Here is a 21,418-nt window from a genome sequence, read left to right on the forward strand (position 1 = left end):
ATCGGAGACAACTGATGTCTGCTTAAAGGGGCCTTTTTTAATATATTTTCTTACTGAAGATCCATAATAAGAACATTTACCGAATGAGCTGACAAATCAACAATCACTGATTCACCATTCCATTTTATCTCCTGTTCTAGGGGAACCACTTTCTCATCATTCTTCTGATTCACATTTGGAATATGCACCAAATGTTCTTCTCCGGTAAGCGTGAGCAGTCTGGCTGAAGATTCCACCTTCAGATCCTGAAGGCAAATCCGGGTTGATTTATCCACATCATCTGCATTCACCAGCTTCACATACACATGCCGTGCGTCCTTCGTAACGGAGTGGAATACTTCCCGGTTGTAGGCTTCCAGCTTGTAATCCAGAACTTTGCTGGGATGGAGACCATCTGTGTACGAGCAGATCAGATTCTTTCCTGTATCCCCACCATAGTTAACCGTAATCCTATAATCGGTCCCATTCTCGATTGGTTCATAATTGGCCGTTCTCAGATTACCTGCTGCTGAACTGGATGAGTAATCTCCCAGTGTATAACCCTCGACCCCTTGTTTGTACACCTTCACGCCTGTTGCGTCCCCACTGTAACTGATTGCGTACTCAATGACATCCTTGTTCTCAGGTATGATATCCGTCAATCCCACGCCGATGTAAAAACCATCCTCACCCGAAATTCTCTCCGCCTCAACGTGCACCTGGTAGTTGGTCCATTCGTCATTCAGCAGGTACAGTCCATTTAATCCAGTAGTTTGTGCGCTCAAGATGAGCCCTTTTCCTGCGGTTAAAGTGTATCCTTCCGATTCAGGAATCTGGCTCCATGCCTCACTAAGCTCTGTACGTTCCCTGAAATCTTCTTCAAACATCAAGCTGCCATCCACATTGGACGTGACGGTGACTCTTTTCACCACGATGTCTGCATTCCCTGTCGCAATCTCGATGCCGCCACGTGGAATGAGATTCAGCGGTTTGCCTTTGCTATATGTGGAGAACGAAGTCGCAAGGACATGATCCCCTATATATTTTGCAAAAAGCTGCTGCACATAATAATTCGGTGTGTACCACACCGTTTCATCATCAAACCAAATGCAGTCCGGCGTCCAGCGGTAGGTCCCGTCCATTAGTACTTTGTTGAACAATGGCGCATAGGCAGCCAGACGAACAACGTCCGCATTATTTTCAAAGCTGGTCATGATCGCAGCTTCCGCAACCGCACCTGCCAGTGTATTTTTGTCCGTGGAAGCATACTCTCCCACAAACACTTTGGATGTTTCTTTCCAGTCGACACTTCCGTCTTCATGATAGGCCCGGTCATAGTAGTTGTAACGATCCACGTTATTCAGCAAATATTCATTGGATCGATAGTAGTGCTCATCTGCGATGGTGTCCATATAATTGTCCTGATTCTCATACCAGGTTACGGTCTCCTCAATGACCTCTGTACTATCTGCAAAAGCAACTTGGGCTGATCCGGTCAGATTTCCGCTGAGAAACTTCCATCCTTCCTGATACGCATCATCATCCGCCTGAGCACCAACCGTCGAGATAATGTGCAGCTCATGATCCGGATAATTCCGTTTCATGTACTCATCTATCGAGCTTTTGAATACTTCGAAATTGGCAAAAAACTCAGTGCCCCAGTTCTCATTACCTACACCCAGATAACGAAGATCGAACGGTTCAGGATGTCCCATCTGGCTTCGTACCGCCGCCCATTCGTTGTGTTCAACATCTGTACTGAGTGCAAAGTCGATCAGGTCGGTGAAGTTGCGGATATAATATTCCCTTAATGCGCCACCCGCAGGGTGAGCATAATCCGAACGTGCCTGACATAACACACCGCAAGCCATCACCGGAACCGGAGCAGCATTCAGATCCTCCGCCAACTGGAAGTACTCCATATAACCAAGCCCCATCGTCATCATGTAACCCCAGACATTATAATTCTCTTTGCGCAGCTCAACGGGTCCTACAGAATCCTTCCAATCGTATACGTTGTCCCATATGAAGGACCCTTCCGAGATACATCCTCCCGGAAAACGCAGGAACTTTGGATGCAGATCTGCGAGTGCCTGAATTAGATCTTTTCTCAATCGATAGTTCGGATTACCTGTGTAGTTGGCATGTGCTGTAGCGGATATTCCTTCTTCTGTCGGATCAGCTCCCCATACATTCTGAGGCACTAAAGACACCATATCAACAGATATGTCACCTGCAAACGTAAGTGCCAGTTGACCAAGTACAGTATGCTTTCCGGTAAGTGACAAGCCGTATTTCTTCCATGTGTTCCCGCCTTCAACATGTAACGTTACCGAATCACTGATGGAAGTGTCTTCTCTATCCTGCAATTGAACAGTGATTGTTCCTGCCGACTCTGCTTTTGCCCATACGGTAAAATCATACGCCTCACCCTGCTTGATAGACATGGCACAATGCTGGTTGGAGTCTGAGAATCCACGATTTCGAATCGTTGCCCCATCCTGAACCGTGACATAATAAGCATTTACTTCAGGATCTTGCACGTTAAAATGTGTATTCAATCCCTCCGTATGCTGCACGAGCATCCTCTCGGTATCCCCTGACCAGGCAAACAAAGGTTCACGATTTCGACCTGTCGAACAACCACATTCCCCCGAATCTTGTGAATATGTATCAAATGCAAAAGATTCAAATGATCGATTCTGAACAAGCTCCGCATAGATCCCGCCATCAGCGGCGTTATTAATATCCTCATAGAACAAACCATACATCACTTCACTGATGTCGGCCACCTTCTGATCTCCATGGATGGTGATCGTATACGGCGGGACGTGCGCCGGCACAACAGACACGTCAAAGCTTTGGCTCAGCTTGCTATCACCCTTGTTCAGAAGCGCACGGAGCGTAACCTCTTGTGCTGATGTAATTGCCTGAACCTCTCCATTCTCAGACAGGACTTCCGGATTACTGGAACTCCACTGTACCGTCACTTTATCACCCAGTAAATGTGTGGGCAATGACACATCTTTGGTGATAATTCGGTTAGGGAAGGACAAATACTTGTCTGCCGCTAGCTTCACAATCGCTTCATCTGTCAGTGATTCACACATCACTTCAATCACCTGATCCATGGTGAGCGCTGCCCCATAGATCCGAAAGTCGGACAACGAACCTGCAAAATCCACATCAGCTGCGTATTGGGAGCGTCCAATATAGTTCTGGTTATAATTCTCAGGGTCCTTGAACGTATCAAACCAATTGCGCAGTTTGGCATAATTGCCACTGGATGTCTGACTGATCGAACCGTCTGCGGCTTTCTCTCCGTTCACATATACAATCGGACCTGCACTGCTGAGCGTCCCTCCTTGGCTGCCTGCCACGGAGAGTGCAATATGCATCCATTCACCGCTTGCAACTCCCCCACTTGGATGAACAACCAGATTATCTCCGGCATATAACGTACCCAGGAGCTGACGCGTCAGAAACATATACGGTCCCTTCTCCCCTTTGCCAAAGTCAAAAATGCGTTCCCACACATTAGACCCCTTGCCCATGAACACCCAAGTGGTAATCGTAATCCCTGTGTTATCGCTTACATTCCGAAGTAGATCCGAAGGTAACTGCAGATAAGAAGTTCCATTCACTCCCCCGCTAAAAGTTACAGCCGATCTGCCTTTCACTTTGGATCCCACTGGCAGAATCTCGCCTTTTGCCAGACTATCATGTCCGTTCCCGGAGTTGTCTTTACCGATCTGAACAGCATCTTCGAATATGTACCGTGCGATTAATTGGTTTTGATACGAAGTCATGTGCTAACCTCCTATGTAGTGTAGAATTGTCTTCCCCTCTTTTGATTCGCATAATTATAAAATGATTGATAAATATTTAAAGACATAATCTAAACGTAATACTATCTCATTACAGAGCCCTATTTCAATCCTAAATTTAAAAATGACTCCTGTTTTATTTATGTTTATTTCAATGTAAGAAGCTTGGTCGGTCCATCTCTCTGCTCTTATTTTTATTCATTTTGCTATAAATCGATCATATTTATGGTTTACAAACATATAAACCAATTGATAATATATCAAATGAAATCGCTTGATTATGATTGGACACTCAAAGGAGGTCTGCTGAACCTTATATCGTGTGTTGCCAAGTATCGCGTTATTTTTCATTCCGGGAATTAGGAAAGGGGAAAAATATGAAACGTTATTGGGTAAATGTACTTAACATTTCTGTACTAAGCACCGTATTACTTACAGCAACAACTTTGACGCCGGTCTCGGTGTTCGCCAATGGTTCAGGGGCAACTGTGGGTAACGCACAGACTTCCATTACACCAATGGTAAATCCAGCTCCAACATTCAAAAATGTTTCTGTTCATGACCCTTCTGTCATTAAGGTGGAGGATACCTTTTATATTTTTGGATCACACCTGCAAGTAGCCAAGTCCAAAGATTTTCTGAACTGGGACCTCGTCGCTTCGGGTGTTACGGACAATAATCCTGTGGTCCCGAATGTAACCAAAGAATTCGCTGAAGCATTGGAATGGGCACAGACAGATACGTTATGGGCGGCAGATGTCATTCAGCTCGCAGACGGCAAATTTTATATGTACTACAATGCTTGTAAAGGCGACTCTCCGCGATCAGCGCTTGGCATTGCTGTCGCAGACAACATTGAAGGACCTTATAAGGACCAAGGGATACTGTTGAAATCTGGCATGTGGGATCAGATCAGTGAGGATGGTACCATTTACGATGCAACGATTCATCCCAATGTGGTCGATCCTGATGTCTTCTATGATAAAAACGGCAAGTTATGGATGGTGTATGGCTCCTACTCCGGGGGGATTTTCATTCTGGAGATGGATGAGACGACGGGTAAACCGCTGCCCAATCAAGGTTATGGCAAAAAGCTGACGGGAGGCAACCATAGTCGTATTGAGGCCCCTTATATGCTCTACAGTCCCGAAACCGATTATTATTATCTGTACCTGTCTTACGGCGGACTGGGTGCTGACGGAGGATATAACATTCGAGTTGCTCGTTCCCAAACGCCGGATGGTCCTTTCCTGGATGCCGAAGGAAACGATATGATCAACGTTAAAGCGGACAAGGATAAACCGCTATTTGATGATCGTTCCATTGAGCCTTTTGGTGTCAAATTAATGGGGAACTTCCTGTTCGAGAGACAGATTGGCGATCCGGGCACAGGCCTGGGAACCGGTTATGTATCACCGGGACACAACTCAGCTTATATTGATGTGGAGACAGGCAAACAATATCTGATCTTCCATTCACGTTTTCCGGGGCGTGGTGAAGAACATGAAGTCCGCGTACACGATATGCATATGAATGCAGACGGTTGGCTCGTCGTTTCTCCGTATCGCTATGCTGCCTTGGGAGAGGATACAACGCAACTAACAGCTCAGGATATCGTCGGTCAGTACCAGTGGGTGAATCACGGTAAGGACATCACGGCGGACATCAAGCCATCGCAGGCCGTTCAGTTCACAGCAGATGGGCAGATTCATGGTGCCGTGACAGGAACTTGGAGCCTTGAGGCAGACAACAAAGTTCAGATCAAATCGAATAACGTTGTCTACAAAGGAGTTTTCACACATGAATGGAATTCGGAATCTCAAAGTACAGTTCTGGCCTTTAGCGCCCTCTCCTCCTCCGGGGTAACCATCTGGGGAAGTCAAGGTGTTGAACGGAGCGATCAAGACATTGTAGATGCGGTGAAAAAGGATCTGAGCATTGGTAATACAAATCAATTATTCTTCAATCTCTCACTGCCTTCAAAGGGCTCAAGTGATGCAGACATTACGTGGAAAAGCTCAAACCCTTCGGCTCTATCAGCTACTGGTGTAGTGCAGCGACCACGCGCTGGCAAGGGGGATGCCAAAGTGAAATTAACTGCTACTATTCGTAAAGGTACTGCGGTAAGCTCCAAAACGTTCAACGTGATTATTCCGCAGCAAGCGGTAAGTCCATTGCTCGGGGAGTATACGTTTGAACACAAGAAAATTGCAAAAATCGCACAGGATGACAGTAAGAACAAATATCATGGACAAGCCTATAATGTGGTGAGTTCTGCTGCAGGTGGCAAAAATCAGGCTGCCACATTTAACGGGACCAACAGTTACATCCAGTTGCCTGGACTGTTGACTGATACCACGGATTTTACGTTTAGCGCTTGGGTCAATTGGGATGGTGGCGGGTCCTGGCAGCGTATTTTCGACTTTGGAAATGGCTTGACGAGACACATGTTCCTTACTCCATCCCAGCATAATGGAGCATTACAATTCACCATCCATAATGAGGGACGGGATCAGAGTCTGATTGCTGCAAATCCCTTGCCTTCCAAGGAGTGGGTTCATGTGGCTGTAACTCTTCAGGGTGATGTAGGCACTCTATATGTGAATGGCACATCGGTTGCAAGCAGCTCTGAGATCACCTTTAACCCGAAAGATCTGCAGGTAACGGAAGCTTATGTGGGCAAGAGTCGTTATGCGGCTGATCCGTTCTACAAAGGTAGTCTGGATCATGTTAAAGTGTACGATAAAGCATTAACAGCCAAGGAAATTCAGCGTCAAGCCAAAGAAAAGCCTTAACCCAGCCATATCATAGGCGTTGCGCTCCATAACGAACACACACACCAATAAAGCAGCCAATGGTTTGAACGGTATCCTCTTTGTCATTTGTCAGACTGAAGGAGGTGCAGTTCAATGACCAGGCTGCTTTATTGTCATTTCATTCATTTATGCATACATTCGTTCATCGTTCGTTACCTTCACAATTGGCTCTTGGCGTTCACTTCGAATAATGAATAACCATGTTTAATTTATTGGTCTTAGCACCAGCGTTGACATAGGCATGAGGCTTGTCCGCTCCAAAACGAATGGATTCCCCTTGGTTCACCGTATATTCTTCCGTCCCAACTCGAATCGAAACTTCCCCTTCAAAGACCGTAATAAATTCTTCCGTACCTTCGATATGCGATTCTGCATTTAATGCAGTCTGAGGGTCCATCTCCATCATATATATTTCAAAACGCCGCCCCTCTTCAAAAGGAAAATGCGGATATATTCGTACCCTTCCCTCATCCTCCACCAATACTTGAATATCATTGCCCGTTACAACGGTAGTATCTGACTTCGGCTCGTGGATCAAAGCAGTAAAAGAAATTTTCAGGCCGTTGGCAATCTTCCATACGGTTGCAATCGATGGGTTGGATTCGCCACGTTCAATCTGACCAAGCATGGTCTTGCTAATACCGGACATTTCGGCAACCTTGTCCAGACTAAGCTTTCTCTGTTCCCTGAGCTGTTTCAAGTTCTGGGCAAGAATATGATTAATATTTTTCAAGATCCATCCTCCTCATGATATAAACTAGTTGTGCTTTATAACGCACATATTGCACAATTATAAAGACCATACGCTATAACGTACATTTAGGTTATTATATCACACAACTTGAGAAGACATGGAGGACACATGAACATCATACCTTTGGTGACATACGCAATCATCGCATCATTTACACCGGGCCCCAACAATATCATTTCCATGACGCATGCAAGAAATAAGGGTTTCCGCAAGACCCTACCGTTTATTAGTGGAGTTGCAGCCGGTTGCTTGCTTATTATGTTTCTGTCTAGCTATTTCAACCTTATTCTGCATCAATATATCCCCAAGATCACACCCATTTTGAACCTGTTGGGATGTGTGTACATGCTTTACCTGGCAATCAAAATTATGCGAAGCAAACCTGCAGATACGGAAGAAAACACAGTGAATCATTATTCATTTCTATTTGGGTTCACCCTGCAATTCATTAATCCCAAAGTCATTCTGTATGGACTTACGGCCATATCCGTTTTTGTTCTGCCTCTTGGGCAATCCCATGTTCAACTTATCGCATTTTCCTTGCTGCTCACCTTTATCGGGATTAGCGCCAATATGACCTGGGCTTTTGGTGGACTATTATTCCAGAGCTTTCTATTGCGATATGAACGTCCAGTTAATATCGTGATGGGTATAATGTTAATCTACAGTGCACTATCGATCCTGATGTAAAATGCAACAGAAAAAGCGTCCACTCATTGAATGAGCTGAACGCTTTTATTTTACCCTAACCCAGGTCTCCACCATGGATGTGTAGGGTAGCCCTCTGTATGAAGTACAACCTTCTCGCCAATTTTAGGTGTTGCAATCTTAACATTCATAGCATGTGCTGCCTTGGTAATCCGTTCGACCGGTTCATTCCAGGCATGATAAGCCAGCGTAAATGCGGCCCAATGAATCGGGATAAGCAACTGGCCACCTACATCCAAATGTGCTTGCACCGTCTCTTCCGGCATCATGTGAATGTTGGACCACCGTTCGTCATATTGCCCGCATTCCATCAAAGTCAGATCAAATGGACCGTATTTACTGCCAATTTCCTTGAAGTGAGGACCGTATCCGCTGTCACCACTAAAGAACACTTTTGTATGTTGTCCAGCGATGACCCACGAACACCATAAGGTAGAATTACGGTCAAACAATCCCCTGCCTGAAAAATGTCGTGCTGGCGTACAAGCCAATGTTAGACCTTTGAACGATAACTCATCCCACCAGTTATGCTCGGTAATCTGCTCCGAAGGCACCCCCAGTTGAATCAGTCGACGACGTACCCCAAGTGGCACAATAAATCGTTTTGTTTTATCCTTCAATCTGCGAATGGAATCATAGTCCAGATGATCATAATGGTCATGCGATATAATGATTGCATCCAGCGTCGGGAAGTCCTCCGGTTGAATCGGCAGATTCGTGCTGTAACGTTTGGTACCCACCCAGGATACGGGAGATGGACGATTGCCCAGCATTGGATCAAAGAGTAACCTGTGACCCTCGATTTCAAGCAAAAACGCCGAGTGGCCGAACCATGTAACCTGCGGATGATCGGATGCACTGAATGACTCTGCAGGTTCACACATCACTATCGGCATCGTACTTGATGGCCTCCGCTCAACATCTCCACGCATGGAATCTCTCAATATACTGACCAAGGACTTGAAGTTCATGCCAGCTGATGTCGGAAGCTGATTTTCGTATTTTGTCATTGTTCATACCTTCTGTTCTATATAATCAATCTATGATTAAACATTTGGATAACATATATTCATATCGTAGCTATATATTAATTCATTGGCTGGTGATATTCAATTTTCGGTTAATTAAGATAGAATTAAGACACGGTTTTCTCTCGTATAAGATTGGGCATATATAATTGAGAAAATACATCGAGAGAGTGTGTGAGAAAACATGAAGAAATGGCGTAAAAGATTAGTCAAGTTTTTGATATTCGACCTGGCGGTGCTTCTGTTGCTTCTCGGTACAGGGGTAATCTACCAACAAGTAGGTGTAAGGCAAGATGCAAAAATACTTGTGCCCCCTGGAGAGTTGTACAAAGTACATGGTGAAAATATGCATCTATATAAGGGTGGAGAAGGCGATGTAACCGTAGTGCTCGCCTCCGGCTGGGGTACCGCTAATCCCTATGTAGATTATTATCCATTATATGAAAAGCTCGCTCCCAACACAAAATTCGCTGTATATGATCGATTTGGCTATGGATACAGTGATCAGACCGATAACAAACGTGATGTTGATACCATAGCTGAAGAATTACACGAGTTGTTGCAGGTATCTGGACAGAAGCCACCTTATGTATTAGTTGGACATTCGCTCGGCTCGCTGGAGACCATCCGTTTCGCTCAAAAATACCCGGATCTCGTTAAGGGTATCGTCATGATTGATGGCGGAAGCCCTGAATATTATTCAAAGGACGATGACTCTTTGGCAGACACAATTGGTGGTTTTGCTAACAAATTACGTATCCAAACCGGACTATTCCGCCTCTCCATGCAATCTGACTTGGTTGTCGAAACATCCAATGCCAACCGTAATGAACTGAAACTTGTACCTGAAGATTTAAAAAAATTGGATACAACTGCCCTACTGCACAACTATGGTAATGAAAACACGTTGGATGAATTGCGTGAAATAGCTGAGAATGGAAAAGTGGTCGTAGATCACAAGCAACCATTCCCGTTTCCACTCACCATACTGACGGCTGACTACTTTGGTGCAAGTGAGCCCGAATGGGATAAAACACAAGCAGAATTCAAATCTTGGTCAGATGAATCGAAACAGGTAACCATTAAAGATACCGACCATTACATCCATCAATATCATCCTGACCTCGTTGCCGATGAAATATTGGCCCTGGTGAAGAAGTAACTTACAATCTACCAAAGTAATGCAAGGCTATAGTAAAAAAAGAAACCCCAAAGATTATCCATATCTCTGGGGTTTTAAGTATGATTTATTGTGCTATCGCCAGTCTTGGCCGTTGAGACCGGAAATCGTTGAAGGCTTGCTGGATCTCTGAAGAAGTAAGCTGGTGACGAATGAAATACTGCGCCATTGCCTCCATTTCGATTCGATCCCCATTGTAGATCTGTTCAATCTTGTGAATGACCTGCTCATACAGGCTCTCGCGTCTGGCTCTTACAGGCTCACACAACCAAAAGTCTGTTCTTTTCACATTTCCGGTTTCCGTCCAAAGTAAATTTTCGTATCGGATAACATCCCAATCCCAATATCCCGCTTGAATCTGCTGAAGCTCTGTCGAGAACATATCATATATCAAGCTTGGAGGAATATGTCCATACGCCGCACGGTATTGTTTCAGATTACATGCGTCAATCCACTCTGTCAGGATGTACTCCCCTGGTGAATACGCATACAATTTAGGTGAATAAGGGTTATTTTGCAATGACCTAATTGCTGCACTTTCCATCTCCCCATCCAATCTTGCTCGTGAAGCGTATACCTTGAGACAATAGTCTTGCAATCTATATACAACCGAGCTATTACTAATAAGCGAAGCCTGTAGTGTGAGATGACCATTTTTTTCGTAGTGTAACAGCATCTTTTCGATCGTGTTATCGATGGGATGAATGATTATCATAATGAGGTCTCCTTGCATAAAGATAAAAGATATAAATCGTTTTCGATTAATTAAAATTGCACGAATATATTCTATATTACCCTGTTATATTAGTATGAACATATACAATCTTGCAGGAACATGAAGTATTTGCTCTGAAATTCAATGTTTTGTGCTGCCGAAGACTGGCTATACACTTACTCTAATGGCTGAAACCCGTTTCACGTCAACACAAATTATTAAACTAATAAATTTCACCTAATAAAAGAGCGATGCATCCTTATGGTTAAGGAACGCATCGCTCTTGATATTGCACAGGTATAATATTAATGCATTGGACCTTGTTGCTCTGGTGCAGATCCAACCTTGACTCGTTTCACGAAGAGTGAAGTGATCAAACCGATTATCGCCAGAACCAAAGCAAAGACGAAAGCGTTTTGTACTCCTGATGTGAAACCTGCCAGTTGATTCTCCGGGGTTTCCGGATTGGCCACACTACTTAGAAAGCTGGATTGCCCTGCACTCAATATACTTACCGCCACCGCAGTACCGATTGCTCCGGATACCTGCTGTAATGTATTCATGATTGCAGTACCGTGCGGATAATACTCACGAGGCAACTGGTTCAAACCATTGGTCTGTGCAGGCATCATAATCATCGAAATGCCGACCATCATGAACACATGCAACGTAATAATCGTACCAAGGGAAGTCGTCGCCTCAATACCTGTGTATAAGAACAGAACTATTGCCACGACAGTCATTCCAATAATCACAAGCCATTTCGGTCCAAACTTATCAAACAAACGTCCCATGACTGGTGATAAAAATCCATTCAACAAGCTGCCTGGTAATAGTACCAATCCAGCAGTCAACGCTGTCACAGCCATTCCCTGCTGAAGATACATAGGCAGGATTAACATGGAAGACAGAATCATCATCATACAAATGAAGACAAGAATCAAACCAATCGTAAACATTGGGTACTTGAAGGCTCGCAAGTCCATCATAGGCTGTTTCATTCTCAACTGACGGATGCTGAAGAGTACCAAGGACAGCACACCAACAACCAATGTGGATACAACGATCGGACTTGTCCAGCCCCCACCGGTATCCCCATGTCCACCTGCGCTACTGAAGCCGTATACGATACCACCAAAACCTAGAGTAGAAAGGATAATGGATAGTACATCGATTTTGGGCTTGGTCAATTTCGAAATATTCGGCAAGAACAGCAAGCCGCATACCAGTGAGATAATGAAGAACGGCAACGAAATCCAGAAGATCCAGTGCCAGCTCAGATTAGCCAGGATCAGACCGGAGATACTTGGCCCGCTTGCTGGCGCAAACATGATAACCAAACCGATTAATCCCATGGCAGCGCCACGTTTTTCAATCGGGAAAATAACCAATATCGTGTTAAACATCAGCGGCAGCAACAGTGCTGTACCTACAGCCTGTAGTACCCGTGCCACCAACAAAATTTCGAAGCTAGGTGCAAGCGCAGCAACAAATGTGCCTGCAATGGAGAAAATCAGGGATGTTGTGAATAGCTGTCTGGTTGTAAACCATTGCAACAGCATACCGGATACCGGCACCAGGATTCCCAACACAAGCAAGTAACCTGTGGTTAACCATTGAATCGTTGTAGGTCCAACTTCAAGCAGACCCATAAGTGGCGTCAAAGCCACGTTTAATGCCGTTTCTCCAAACAGACCAATAAAGCCGCTCAGCAGCATTGCGAACAAAATCGGAAATACCTTGTATTGCTTCGTTTCTTGTTGATTCTGTGCAGAATCAGCCTTCATGGAAACCTCCACGATCCCATCCTCCTCAAACGTATCGAACTTACTTTCTTTTTCTCTGGCTCTTGCTATAACTCATAGAACCTGTTTGGCGTTCTTTGTCACAACCGACAAATACTCAGCAGCCGTCAGCAGAGGCTGTTTATCCTGATTGGTCAGGCTGATAATCAGTGCTCCCTCCATCAAAGAAATGATCAGAAGTGCCGTCTCCCGCGCCTTCTCTTCACCAACGCCATCCAGAATCAGATGTTTCTTAATGATATCCTGCCAATCTGCAAATACACCCTGACATGCAATACGCAACTGCTGACTAATACACGATGTCTCCACAGCTGCCCAGAAGCTGAATGGCAGAAATCCGGTAAACCCGGCTGTTTCTGTTTCATGAGCCAAATCATGAATAAATCTTTGAATGGCGTCCCCTGTATTATCATGGGCTGCAAATGTTTTCTCAAATGTCTGCAGGATCTGTTCATTGGCTTTTTGAATACACTCGTGCGCAAGCTCTTCCTTGCCATGAGGGAAATAATGATACAACGACCCTTTCGGCGTATTACTCTCTTTGATGATCTGATTCAGACCGGTCGCATGATATCCTTGTGAAAAAAACAGTCTCGCTGCTGTGCTGACAATGGACTCCCTAGCATTAGACTTTTCACTCAACGAAAGCCACTTCCTTCAAATAAATATAACAATCGGTCTATATAATTAAACCCGCTAAAATAGGCACTGTCAATCCTTTTTATTTCAAATTTTAGATGTAAGCATTTTCATATGAATTCATCACGCCATCTTTATTTTTTTATTGTTACCTTTCTTACATTTGTTTCTCAGAAAGTAAGGCACATTTCTCTAATCCAGAATAAACATACATCAGTGTGAGTGAATTACACATAATTACGCTTTATGAGAAAAGGAGTGAGAAACTTGGCAATCCTGCTAACTGGCCCTATTGATAATAGTCCAGTAAATGGCGTACGACCCACCCAGACTGTTTCAATTAAAATTGAAAATCAGAGTGCTGTAAACGCCGCGACTATACTCATACAGGGATATTCATTAATTACTACCAGAGCTTTATATGTGAGTGAGCAATTCACCATTTTACCTGGCGCAGTAGCTACACATAGTTATTTTGCCGATATCAACAGCTTTGAATTCGTTATTACAGATACAGGTGCAACCCCTGAGGACATTTTAGTTTCTGTTTGGGGGAAAAACAGTGCCGGCTCTTTAGTTGCTGCTCATCGACTTGTTTATTCCGAATTATTTGGCAGTGAGAATTTTAATGGAGCTACCGGAGCTACTGGGGGTACCGGTACAACAGGCGCTACAGGTACTACGGGACTTACAGGAGCTACTGGACCTACAGGAAATACAGGTGCTACTGGCGCAACGGGGCTCACTGGTGCCATCGGCACGACTGGAGCTACGGGTGCATCAGGATCAACAGGCGCTACTGGGGATACAGGTCCGACGGGTGTCACGGGTGCAACGGGTGATACTGGTCCATCAGGCGGTCCAGAAGGCCCCACGGGTGCAACGGGTAATACAGGTGCAACAGGTGCGATCGGAGCTACTGGAGCCACCGGAGCCACTGGAGCCACCGGAGCCACCGGAGCCACTGGAGTCACTGGAGCTACTGGAGTCACTGGTGCCACTGGAGCTACTGGAGCCACTGGAGCCACTGGAGCCACTGGAGCCACTGGAGCCACTGGAGCTACGGGTACTGTACTGCCCGATCCCTTTAACGTATATGTTTTACAAGGCGCGGTGGGCGGAAATGGAACGCAGGCTAGCCCTTTTGGAACGATTCAACAAGGTGTAACCGCGGTATCTCCAACGGGAACCGTTCATATTCTTGGTGGCACATACCCTATTACTGCAAATATAACTATTAATAAAGCAGGAGTAACTTTGATGGGCTATCCTAGTACAATCGTCCTGTTACAAGCTGCTGTTATCCCTTTCACCATCATAGGAAGCGGAGTAACTGTAGACGGATTAACGATCACCAGTGACAATCCTTATGCTGTTGAGTTTATTCAATTAGGCGGAACCAACCACACCGTAAAAAACAATACCATATTCGGTCCTCCGCAAGCAGGTCCCTCTTCAGGTTGGGTTGTTAATCGGGGCCTCGTCACCCAGATTGGAAATATGACCGGATTGATTGTACGCAATAATATTTTTTATTCCTTGCGTCAACCAGCATACTTTAACCCTAACACGACTGGAGAAATCATCAGTAATGTAGTTTATAATACCAGAGGATTTGTGAATGATCAGGCCGTTATGGTTTTCTCGGGAAATTCATGGGGCAGTCCAGTCAATGCGGTGGATATTGCACTGCTCGCAGGTACAATAACAGGGCCTCCTTTCGATCCGCTTACCGATCTGAGTGCCAATAATAGCTCTGCAACAATTCAGGATTCCAGATAAGAATCATTCTTCTTCTTACAAAGTGTCTTAACCTCACAAGCCGTCGATTTGGATGTTGTGAAAATCCAGATCGAACGGCTGTTTTGGATGAATGGCGGTATACTATTACGACATAATAGGTGGTTCTATAACGCATATTCATATAATCTAATGCTGACTTTGCTTATCCCACTTCTCAAAATTCAATTCAGTATTAATACTTACTGCAGACAATGCTCCCAGAGACGCAGCCGTAATGGCCTGATACAACTCAGAGGCTGCATCACCTGCACTGTACACACCCGCTATGGATGTTTTGCCCGAAGCATCAACGATAACTGTTCCTGATTCTGAAATTTCACAACCGATGGCCTTCGGCAGTTCTGATCCGGTGAACAGTTTGGGTTGGAAGAAAACTCCCGTGCATGGAATCGCTGTACCGTCATTCAGTACAACTTGCTTTACCATTCCTTTTTCAGAGTCAATGGATTTAACTGGTGCATCGAATACAGTAACATGATGCTGTTTCAGCTCTTCACGCTGCTCATCGGTTAAGGAATCTGATCCATTCGTACAGATTGTATAACGATCTGTCCAGCCGGATATGACTTTTGCCATATGTAATGCCTTATCTCCACTAACGATGATGACCAGCGACTGGTCTCTTAACTCCCATCCATCACAATATGGACACACAAACGCACTTTTGCCGTAAACCTCTGTTAATCCGTTAATATCCAGAGGCAGATCTTTCTTACCTACTGCAAACAAGATCTTTTTCGTGCGATAGCTTGTCCCCTGTGTAGTCTGGATTACAAAATCACCATCACTACCTGTAACCGCTACTGCCGTATCCGATGCAAATTGAACTGAAGGGTATGCTGCAATCTGCTCTTTTGCCGCTTTGCGAAATTCACGAGGACTGGCCCCATCTCTCGTCACAAACCCATGCGTCTCCTTTGTAACCCAGTTTCGCGGTGTCTCATCGTCGATGACTACGACGTTCTTGCGGGCCCTGCCGAGTACAAGGGCTGCATTAAGCCCCGCTGGTCCTCCACCAATAATAAGTACATCCAAGAGTTGATTCGTATGACTCATATTACTCACCCTTTCCAGACATTTAATATCTCTAATTGACTTCTAAAAATAACCTCCGCTTTCTCTTAAGAAAAACCATTCGGAGATTTACGTAAAATCATTTAAAACAAAACCATTAAAGATATCTTATATCTACAATATACAAGTTTCATACATTTTGCAACATATATCTTGGTTTACATTCTTCAATCCACCCTATGTGAGTTGAACAAAAGAACATTTACACTACTAATGATAGAACAAACTTCACATCACTGTTATCCACGGATTTTTTGCTTCTCTCCTGTAACACAGAAATAATTATTTAACAATTAAAAAAAACCTTGTTTTTAAATTGTTCACAATCAAATGACATTATTTTAAATACTAAAACGTTAATTAAATCACATAGTGTATTGAATGGTATAATAGCGACATAATATATAAGTATAGATATAGGAAGTGAGTTCTTGAAAACATTGAACAATGGTTCACAGACCAATATCAGCCTGGAGTATAGCTCGATTCCGAAAGTATTCTTCGATACGATCAAAATCGGAATCATCAAGTCCAACCTGATCGCCATGTTTGCGGGTTTAAGTTTGGCTTTATATGTATTTGATGCTTCAATCTTAGCTAATATTGTACCAATTATCCTTTCTTTTATCGGGTCTTCCCTTATTATTGGGGCAGCAGGGGTGTTTAACAACTTGTATGATCGCGATATTGACGCGATTATGGAGCGCACGAAGACACGTCCTACCGTTACGGGACGCGTAGATACCAAGTCGGGGTTAATTCTCGGCATTGCAATCACCATCATCGGGGGCATCATGTTGTACATCGCTTCCCCATCTGCTGCCGTATTCGGTATTTTGGGACTGTTGCTTTACGTGTTCCCATACACGATGTGGACCAAACGTACAACGATCTACAACACGGAAGTGGGAAGTCTTTCAGGGGCTGTGCCTCCGCTTATCGGTTGGGCAACCATTTCACCGGAACTGGGTCATTTTGAGATCTGGGCATTGGTCGTAACGATGCTCCTATGGCAAATGCCTCACTTCTACGGCATTGCAATTCGTCGTTTTGACGAATACAAAGCTGCCGGTGTTCCCATGTTGCCTGTCGTCAAAGGTATTAGACGGACATACATTCAGACGAATGTGTATCTGGTACTCTTGCTAATATCCAGCTTTTTATTCTGGCCGATGAGTCCTTTTGTCGCTATTGTGGCATTTCTGGTTACCTTGGCCTGGCTCATTCTCAGTGTGGCTACCTTTGATCGGAATGAAACGGAGAAATGGTCCAAACGGATGTTTATCTTCTCCATTAACCATATCACTATTATCTTCTTGGTCATCATTGCGTATTCCTTGATTGCTCAAATGATGAGATAAAACCGTTACACTCGTTATAACGAAAAAGCCTTACAGACTATACTCTTTCAAGGAGTAAACGTCTGTAAGGCTTTTTTGGTTTTTATTGTCTTTTCTAATTTATTAAAAGCTATCCGACTTTAGCGGGAGTTTGTTCGCCTTGCCACAGCAGTTGCATCTCTTCATTGGTGGCAAGCAATTCAGCCAAGCTTCCCTCCGCTTCAATGCGTCCATCTTTCATCACGATAATATGATCTGCTTTGGTAAGTGCTGCCCTGCGGTGAGAAACTGCGATGCAGGTGACATCCGGCTCTTGGAACAGCCCCTCCCATACTTGTTGTTCTGTCTCCACATCCAGTGCGCTGGACAGATCATCAAAGATAAAGAGGTCCGCCTCCGTCATCAGCATGCGCCCTGTAGCCGCTCGTTGAATCTGCCCGCCTGACAGCATCACCCCTCTTGGACCAACCGGGGTCTCAAGCCCCTGATCCAGATGTTTGATATCTTTCTCCATCACAGCCAGACGAATGGCTTTTTCAAGCGCTTGCTCCATGTTACCCCGTTTGCCCTGGACGATATTTTCTTTCAACGTATCACTGAACAGTCTTGGCACTTGTGGGGTATACGCTGCTCTAGGCGGCATCAGGAACGTGGCTGGATCAACAGCTGCTCCATTCCAGTGAATGTCCCCTTTTTGCTTGGGTAACAGTCCAAGAAGTGTGCGTACAAGTGTTGATTTACCTGACCCGATCCGTCCCGTAATAACAAGAAATTGTCCGCGTTTCAGACGGAAACTGATCTCTTCTATGCCATTTCCAGAATTCGGATATTGATACGTCAGATTCTTCACCTCAAGCGATTGCAATTTCTCCTTGGGATCTCTCTGTTCATTTACAAGCTCTGGCGGATCTTCATACAGGTAGATTTCTCTCGAATCCATGATCTGGTCTTCTTCCCCTGGGCGAAATAGCTTACGCATACGATCATAGGATACCTTAAGCCTTTTGTGCTGAAACACCATATAACCAAACAGTGAAATGCTAAATCCGATATTAGCCAGATAACTCGTGAATAAAGCAAAATCACCTACGGTAAAGTTCCCTGCTTTCATCTCGGCTGCACACATCAGTAGAATCAGTCCGGTACAAATACTTAACACATGCTGATTCATTGATCTCATCCACTGTTTGAACAGATTGTCCCGGAGTGCAGCCTGACGACGATCCTCATTCAACTGGTTAAAACGTGAAGAGACGTTCTCTTCCGCCTGACCCAGTTTCAGGGCTTGCACAGCTCCAAACGTTTCCGCAATAAAACTGGTAATTCGCCCAGTCGCTTCGCGGTTAACCTGTGCATACTTTCGAGCCCGATTTCCGGACAGGTTATTAAGTAAGGTCACGACCACCAATGGCAGCACGGCAACCAATGTGATCTGCCAATTAATGTTCGCCATAATGACGATGGACACAACAGCAAATACAAGTCGTCCCCAGAAGTCCACCCATGATTCTACATACTCGACGACTTCATCCACATCATCCCGAAAGCGACTCATCGCTTCCCCTGGTGAAGCCGGAAGATTACGGCCTGGCCAGCGCATGATCGCTGCGAGCATGTTGGTTCGCAAAATCGCCTGAACATGATACAGATACGTAACCCATGCATAGAAGGCTACAAAGAATGTGCCCACCCGAGCCATTCGGACCAGAGCAATAAAGATAAGCGGCACAGCAAGCCACATATAGTCATTTGACCCCACTGTTGTGCGATCAAAAAACCACTGCATCCCAATACCCGTGGCTAACGGCAAGGAATGAAATATACACCATAACAATCCGTTGATTACAAACAAAAATGGCCTAAATCGAAACAAACGGCCTATAAATCCTGCTACAGTCATGCCAATTCCTCCTCTCGGCCTGTAATGAGCAGTCTGGCATAATGAGATGCCGGGTTACTGGCAAGTTCTTCTCTCGCTCCAAATTCCAGTACCTTGCCATCCCCCAGCACCATAATCCGGTCAACTTTCTCGAGTGTAGCCAGTCGGTGAGCAATAATGACTCCGGTAGATTGTTTCATTAACTGGTCAATTGCAGATTGCAGCATGCCTTCTGTCGCAGCATCCAGACGTGACGATGGCTCATCCAGAATGACCAGACTTGGTTCGGTCAGGAATACGCGGGTCAGGGCAAATAACTGTGCTTCCCCTGCCGATAACGAAGCTCCACCTGCTGCCAGATACGTATCGAGTCCTTCTGGTTGTGAATTAATCCATTGGCTAAGCCCAAGGCGATCCGTCGTTTCCTTGATCATATGATCCGATACATCCCCATTGAACAAGGTCAGATTGTCACGCAGCGTGCCATCAAACAACTGCACATCCTGTGTCACCATACCCACCCGGCGATAGAGCGCTTGTAATGAAAGCTTCGTGATATCCGTTCCACCTACACGGATCGTTCCCCGATCGAGATTGTACAATCGGAGAAGAACACGACTAAGACTCGACTTGCCGCTACCTGTGCGACCGATGATTCCCAGACGTTCTCCAGGTTTAATGGCAAAATTAATGTCCTGCAATACCGGTTTATCCTGGTTATAGCTGAAATGTACCTGATTGAATTCCAATCCAAGCGGTCCTTCAGGCAATTGCTCCTCTGTCCCCTCTTCAATCACACTCTGCATGGATAGCAGCTCTCTGGAACGCAGCATACCTGATTTTGCTTTTTGGAACTCCTGCACCTGATCTCCAAGCATCTCAATCGGATCATTCAGCATCTGCGTATATTGGTAGATCAGAAATAATGTTCCGATACTAATGAGACCTTCCATATAGTAATGCACACCCAACAATAACACCGCAGTCACCGCCAGAGCGAACAGAACTACTGTGGTATTCCATGGAATAACCCGAAGCAGCCAGGCTTTTCTCCCCTTACGGAATACTGTGCGCATCGTGCGGTAAAAGCGGTTCATCACATAGGGCACATGGCCATTCGCTTGCACATCTTCAATCCCGGCAATACGTTCTTCAATTAATCCGAACAGAGCGGCACTTGCCGCCCGTTCATTTTTGGAAGAGTCCACGCCCAGATTTCGGATGAAGACCATGAACAGGATCGATAACAATGTGAACACGGTCATGACCATAGCAATAGGCACATTGACGCTGAACATGAACCCGAGAATTCCGGCCAGCAGTACAAAACTCCCGATCACTTGCACGATAAACATTGCGAAAAAATTGGAGATACTCGTTACGTCACCATCCACACGTTCAATCATCTCACCAGGCGTTTTCACATTATGAAAACGCATATCAAGACGCAGACAGTGCTTCAGCAGATCTCCACGAAGTTGATTCGTAGCCCGCCAGGCCACATCATTCCCCAAATAACTGACAGCTACCGTGATGAGTTGATTAAACACGGCCACAACCAGAAATATTCCTGCAAGCTGAATGAGATTGGTGAGCACTCCACCATTTGCCGCTGTATCGATAAATCGTTTGATAATCTGTGGATTCAAAAGCTGAAGCCCCGTTGATGTCAGCAACATGATTAAAAGTAAGGCCAGCCGTCCTTTGACTGGTTTTAAATAGCGCAGCAGCCAAGACATGGAGCGTTTCTCTCTTTTGGGCATAACCCCTCACTCCTTCGTATAACAATTCTTTTCTGTTCTAATGATTCAGACCATCTTTGTTCCTCACTAAGATGAATCATACATAATAACACTAAATGCAACATTTCC

General features: G+C 44.9%; 14 protein-coding genes. 5 read left to right on the top strand and 9 right to left on the bottom strand.

What is annotated here, in order from left to right; genetic code table 11:
• Positions 1 to 50: 50 nt before the first annotated feature.
• The gene (locus MKY73_RS16285) at positions 51 to 3,788 is read right to left on the bottom strand and encodes an alpha-L-arabinofuranosidase C-terminal domain-containing protein (RefSeq protein WP_339302624.1); all 3,738 of its coding nucleotides are present in this window, start codon (positions 3,786 to 3,788) and stop codon (positions 51 to 53) included.
• A gap of 395 nt (positions 3,789 to 4,183) precedes the next feature.
• Between MKY73_RS16285 and MKY73_RS16290 the strand changes: the two genes are divergently transcribed.
• Entirely contained in the window at positions 4,184 to 6,601 is a 2,418-nt protein-coding gene (locus MKY73_RS16290) for a LamG-like jellyroll fold domain-containing protein (protein ID WP_339302625.1), read from the top strand.
• Positions 6,602 to 6,800: 199 nt separating this feature from the next.
• On the opposite strand, the gene MKY73_RS16295 is transcribed toward MKY73_RS16290, so the two are convergent.
• Entirely contained in the window at positions 6,801 to 7,355 is a 555-nt protein-coding gene (locus tag MKY73_RS16295; protein ID WP_339302626.1) for an XRE family transcriptional regulator, read from the bottom strand.
• A 129-nt stretch (positions 7,356 to 7,484) separates the two neighbouring features.
• On the opposite strand from MKY73_RS16295, the gene MKY73_RS16300 reads away from it, so the two are divergent.
• A complete protein-coding gene (locus MKY73_RS16300; protein WP_339302627.1) occupies positions 7,485 to 8,066 on the top strand; it encodes a LysE family transporter in 582 nt (193 codons plus the stop codon).
• Between the two features lie 50 nt (positions 8,067 to 8,116).
• On the opposite strand, the gene MKY73_RS16305 is transcribed toward MKY73_RS16300, so the two are convergent.
• Positions 8,117 to 9,094 (bottom strand): MBL fold metallo-hydrolase, encoded by a 978-nt coding sequence (locus MKY73_RS16305; protein ID WP_339302628.1) that lies wholly within the window; start codon positions 9,092 to 9,094, stop codon positions 8,117 to 8,119.
• A gap of 202 nt (positions 9,095 to 9,296) precedes the next feature.
• On the opposite strand from MKY73_RS16305, the gene MKY73_RS16310 reads away from it, so the two are divergent.
• Positions 9,297 to 10,274 (top strand): alpha/beta hydrolase, encoded by a 978-nt coding sequence (locus MKY73_RS16310; protein ID WP_339302629.1) that lies wholly within the window; start codon positions 9,297 to 9,299, stop codon positions 10,272 to 10,274.
• An 85-nt stretch (positions 10,275 to 10,359) separates the two neighbouring features.
• Here the strand turns inward: MKY73_RS16310 and MKY73_RS16315 are convergent, their stop codons facing one another.
• The 3 genes from MKY73_RS16315 to MKY73_RS16325 form a co-directional block, all read right to left on the bottom strand.
• Positions 10,360 to 11,007: a hypothetical protein gene (locus MKY73_RS16315; protein WP_339302630.1), complete on the bottom strand. Its 648-nt coding sequence runs from the start codon at positions 11,005 to 11,007 to the stop codon at positions 10,360 to 10,362.
• 305 nt (positions 11,008 to 11,312) lie between these two features.
• Complete coding sequence (locus MKY73_RS16320; protein ID WP_339308629.1) at positions 11,313 to 12,794, bottom strand: DHA2 family efflux MFS transporter permease subunit; 1,482 nt, start codon at positions 12,792 to 12,794, stop codon at positions 11,313 to 11,315.
• A 72-nt stretch (positions 12,795 to 12,866) separates the two neighbouring features.
• Positions 12,867 to 13,454, bottom strand: a complete 588-nt coding sequence (locus MKY73_RS16325; RefSeq protein ID WP_339302631.1) for a TetR/AcrR family transcriptional regulator — start codon at positions 13,452 to 13,454, stop codon at positions 12,867 to 12,869.
• Between the two features lie 255 nt (positions 13,455 to 13,709).
• Here MKY73_RS16325 and MKY73_RS16330 point away from each other — a divergent pair, with 255 nt between their 5' ends.
• Complete coding sequence (locus MKY73_RS16330; protein WP_339302632.1) at positions 13,710 to 15,233, top strand: collagen-like triple helix repeat-containing protein; 1,524 nt, start codon at positions 13,710 to 13,712, stop codon at positions 15,231 to 15,233.
• 147 nt (positions 15,234 to 15,380) lie between these two features.
• Here the strand turns inward: MKY73_RS16330 and MKY73_RS16335 are convergent, their stop codons facing one another.
• On the bottom strand, positions 15,381 to 16,310 hold the full coding sequence (locus MKY73_RS16335) for an NAD(P)/FAD-dependent oxidoreductase (RefSeq protein WP_339302633.1): 930 nt from the start codon (positions 16,308 to 16,310) through the stop codon (positions 15,381 to 15,383).
• Between the two features lie 449 nt (positions 16,311 to 16,759).
• Between MKY73_RS16335 and cyoE the strand changes: the two genes are divergently transcribed.
• Complete coding sequence (gene cyoE / locus MKY73_RS16340) at positions 16,760 to 17,689, top strand: heme o synthase (RefSeq protein ID WP_339302634.1); 930 nt, start codon at positions 16,760 to 16,762, stop codon at positions 17,687 to 17,689.
• Between the two features lie 109 nt (positions 17,690 to 17,798).
• On the opposite strand, the gene MKY73_RS16345 is transcribed toward cyoE, so the two are convergent.
• Together MKY73_RS16345 and MKY73_RS16350 are read right to left on the bottom strand one after the other, a co-directional pair.
• Positions 17,799 to 19,568 carry an ABC transporter ATP-binding protein gene (locus MKY73_RS16345; protein WP_339302635.1) on the bottom strand — a complete coding sequence of 590 codons (1,770 nt, stop codon included), beginning with the start codon at positions 19,566 to 19,568 and terminating at the stop codon, positions 17,799 to 17,801.
• Positions 19,565 to 21,310, bottom strand: coding sequence for an ABC transporter ATP-binding protein (locus tag MKY73_RS16350; protein WP_339302636.1), 1,746 nt, complete (start codon positions 21,308 to 21,310; stop codon positions 19,565 to 19,567). The genes MKY73_RS16345 and MKY73_RS16350 overlap by 4 nt, the downstream gene beginning before the upstream one ends.
• Positions 21,311 to 21,418 lie beyond the last annotated feature (108 nt).

It is taken from the genome of Paenibacillus sp. FSL R5-0519, assembly GCF_037974275.1.
GTDB lineage: Bacteria > Bacillota > Bacilli > Paenibacillales > Paenibacillaceae > Paenibacillus.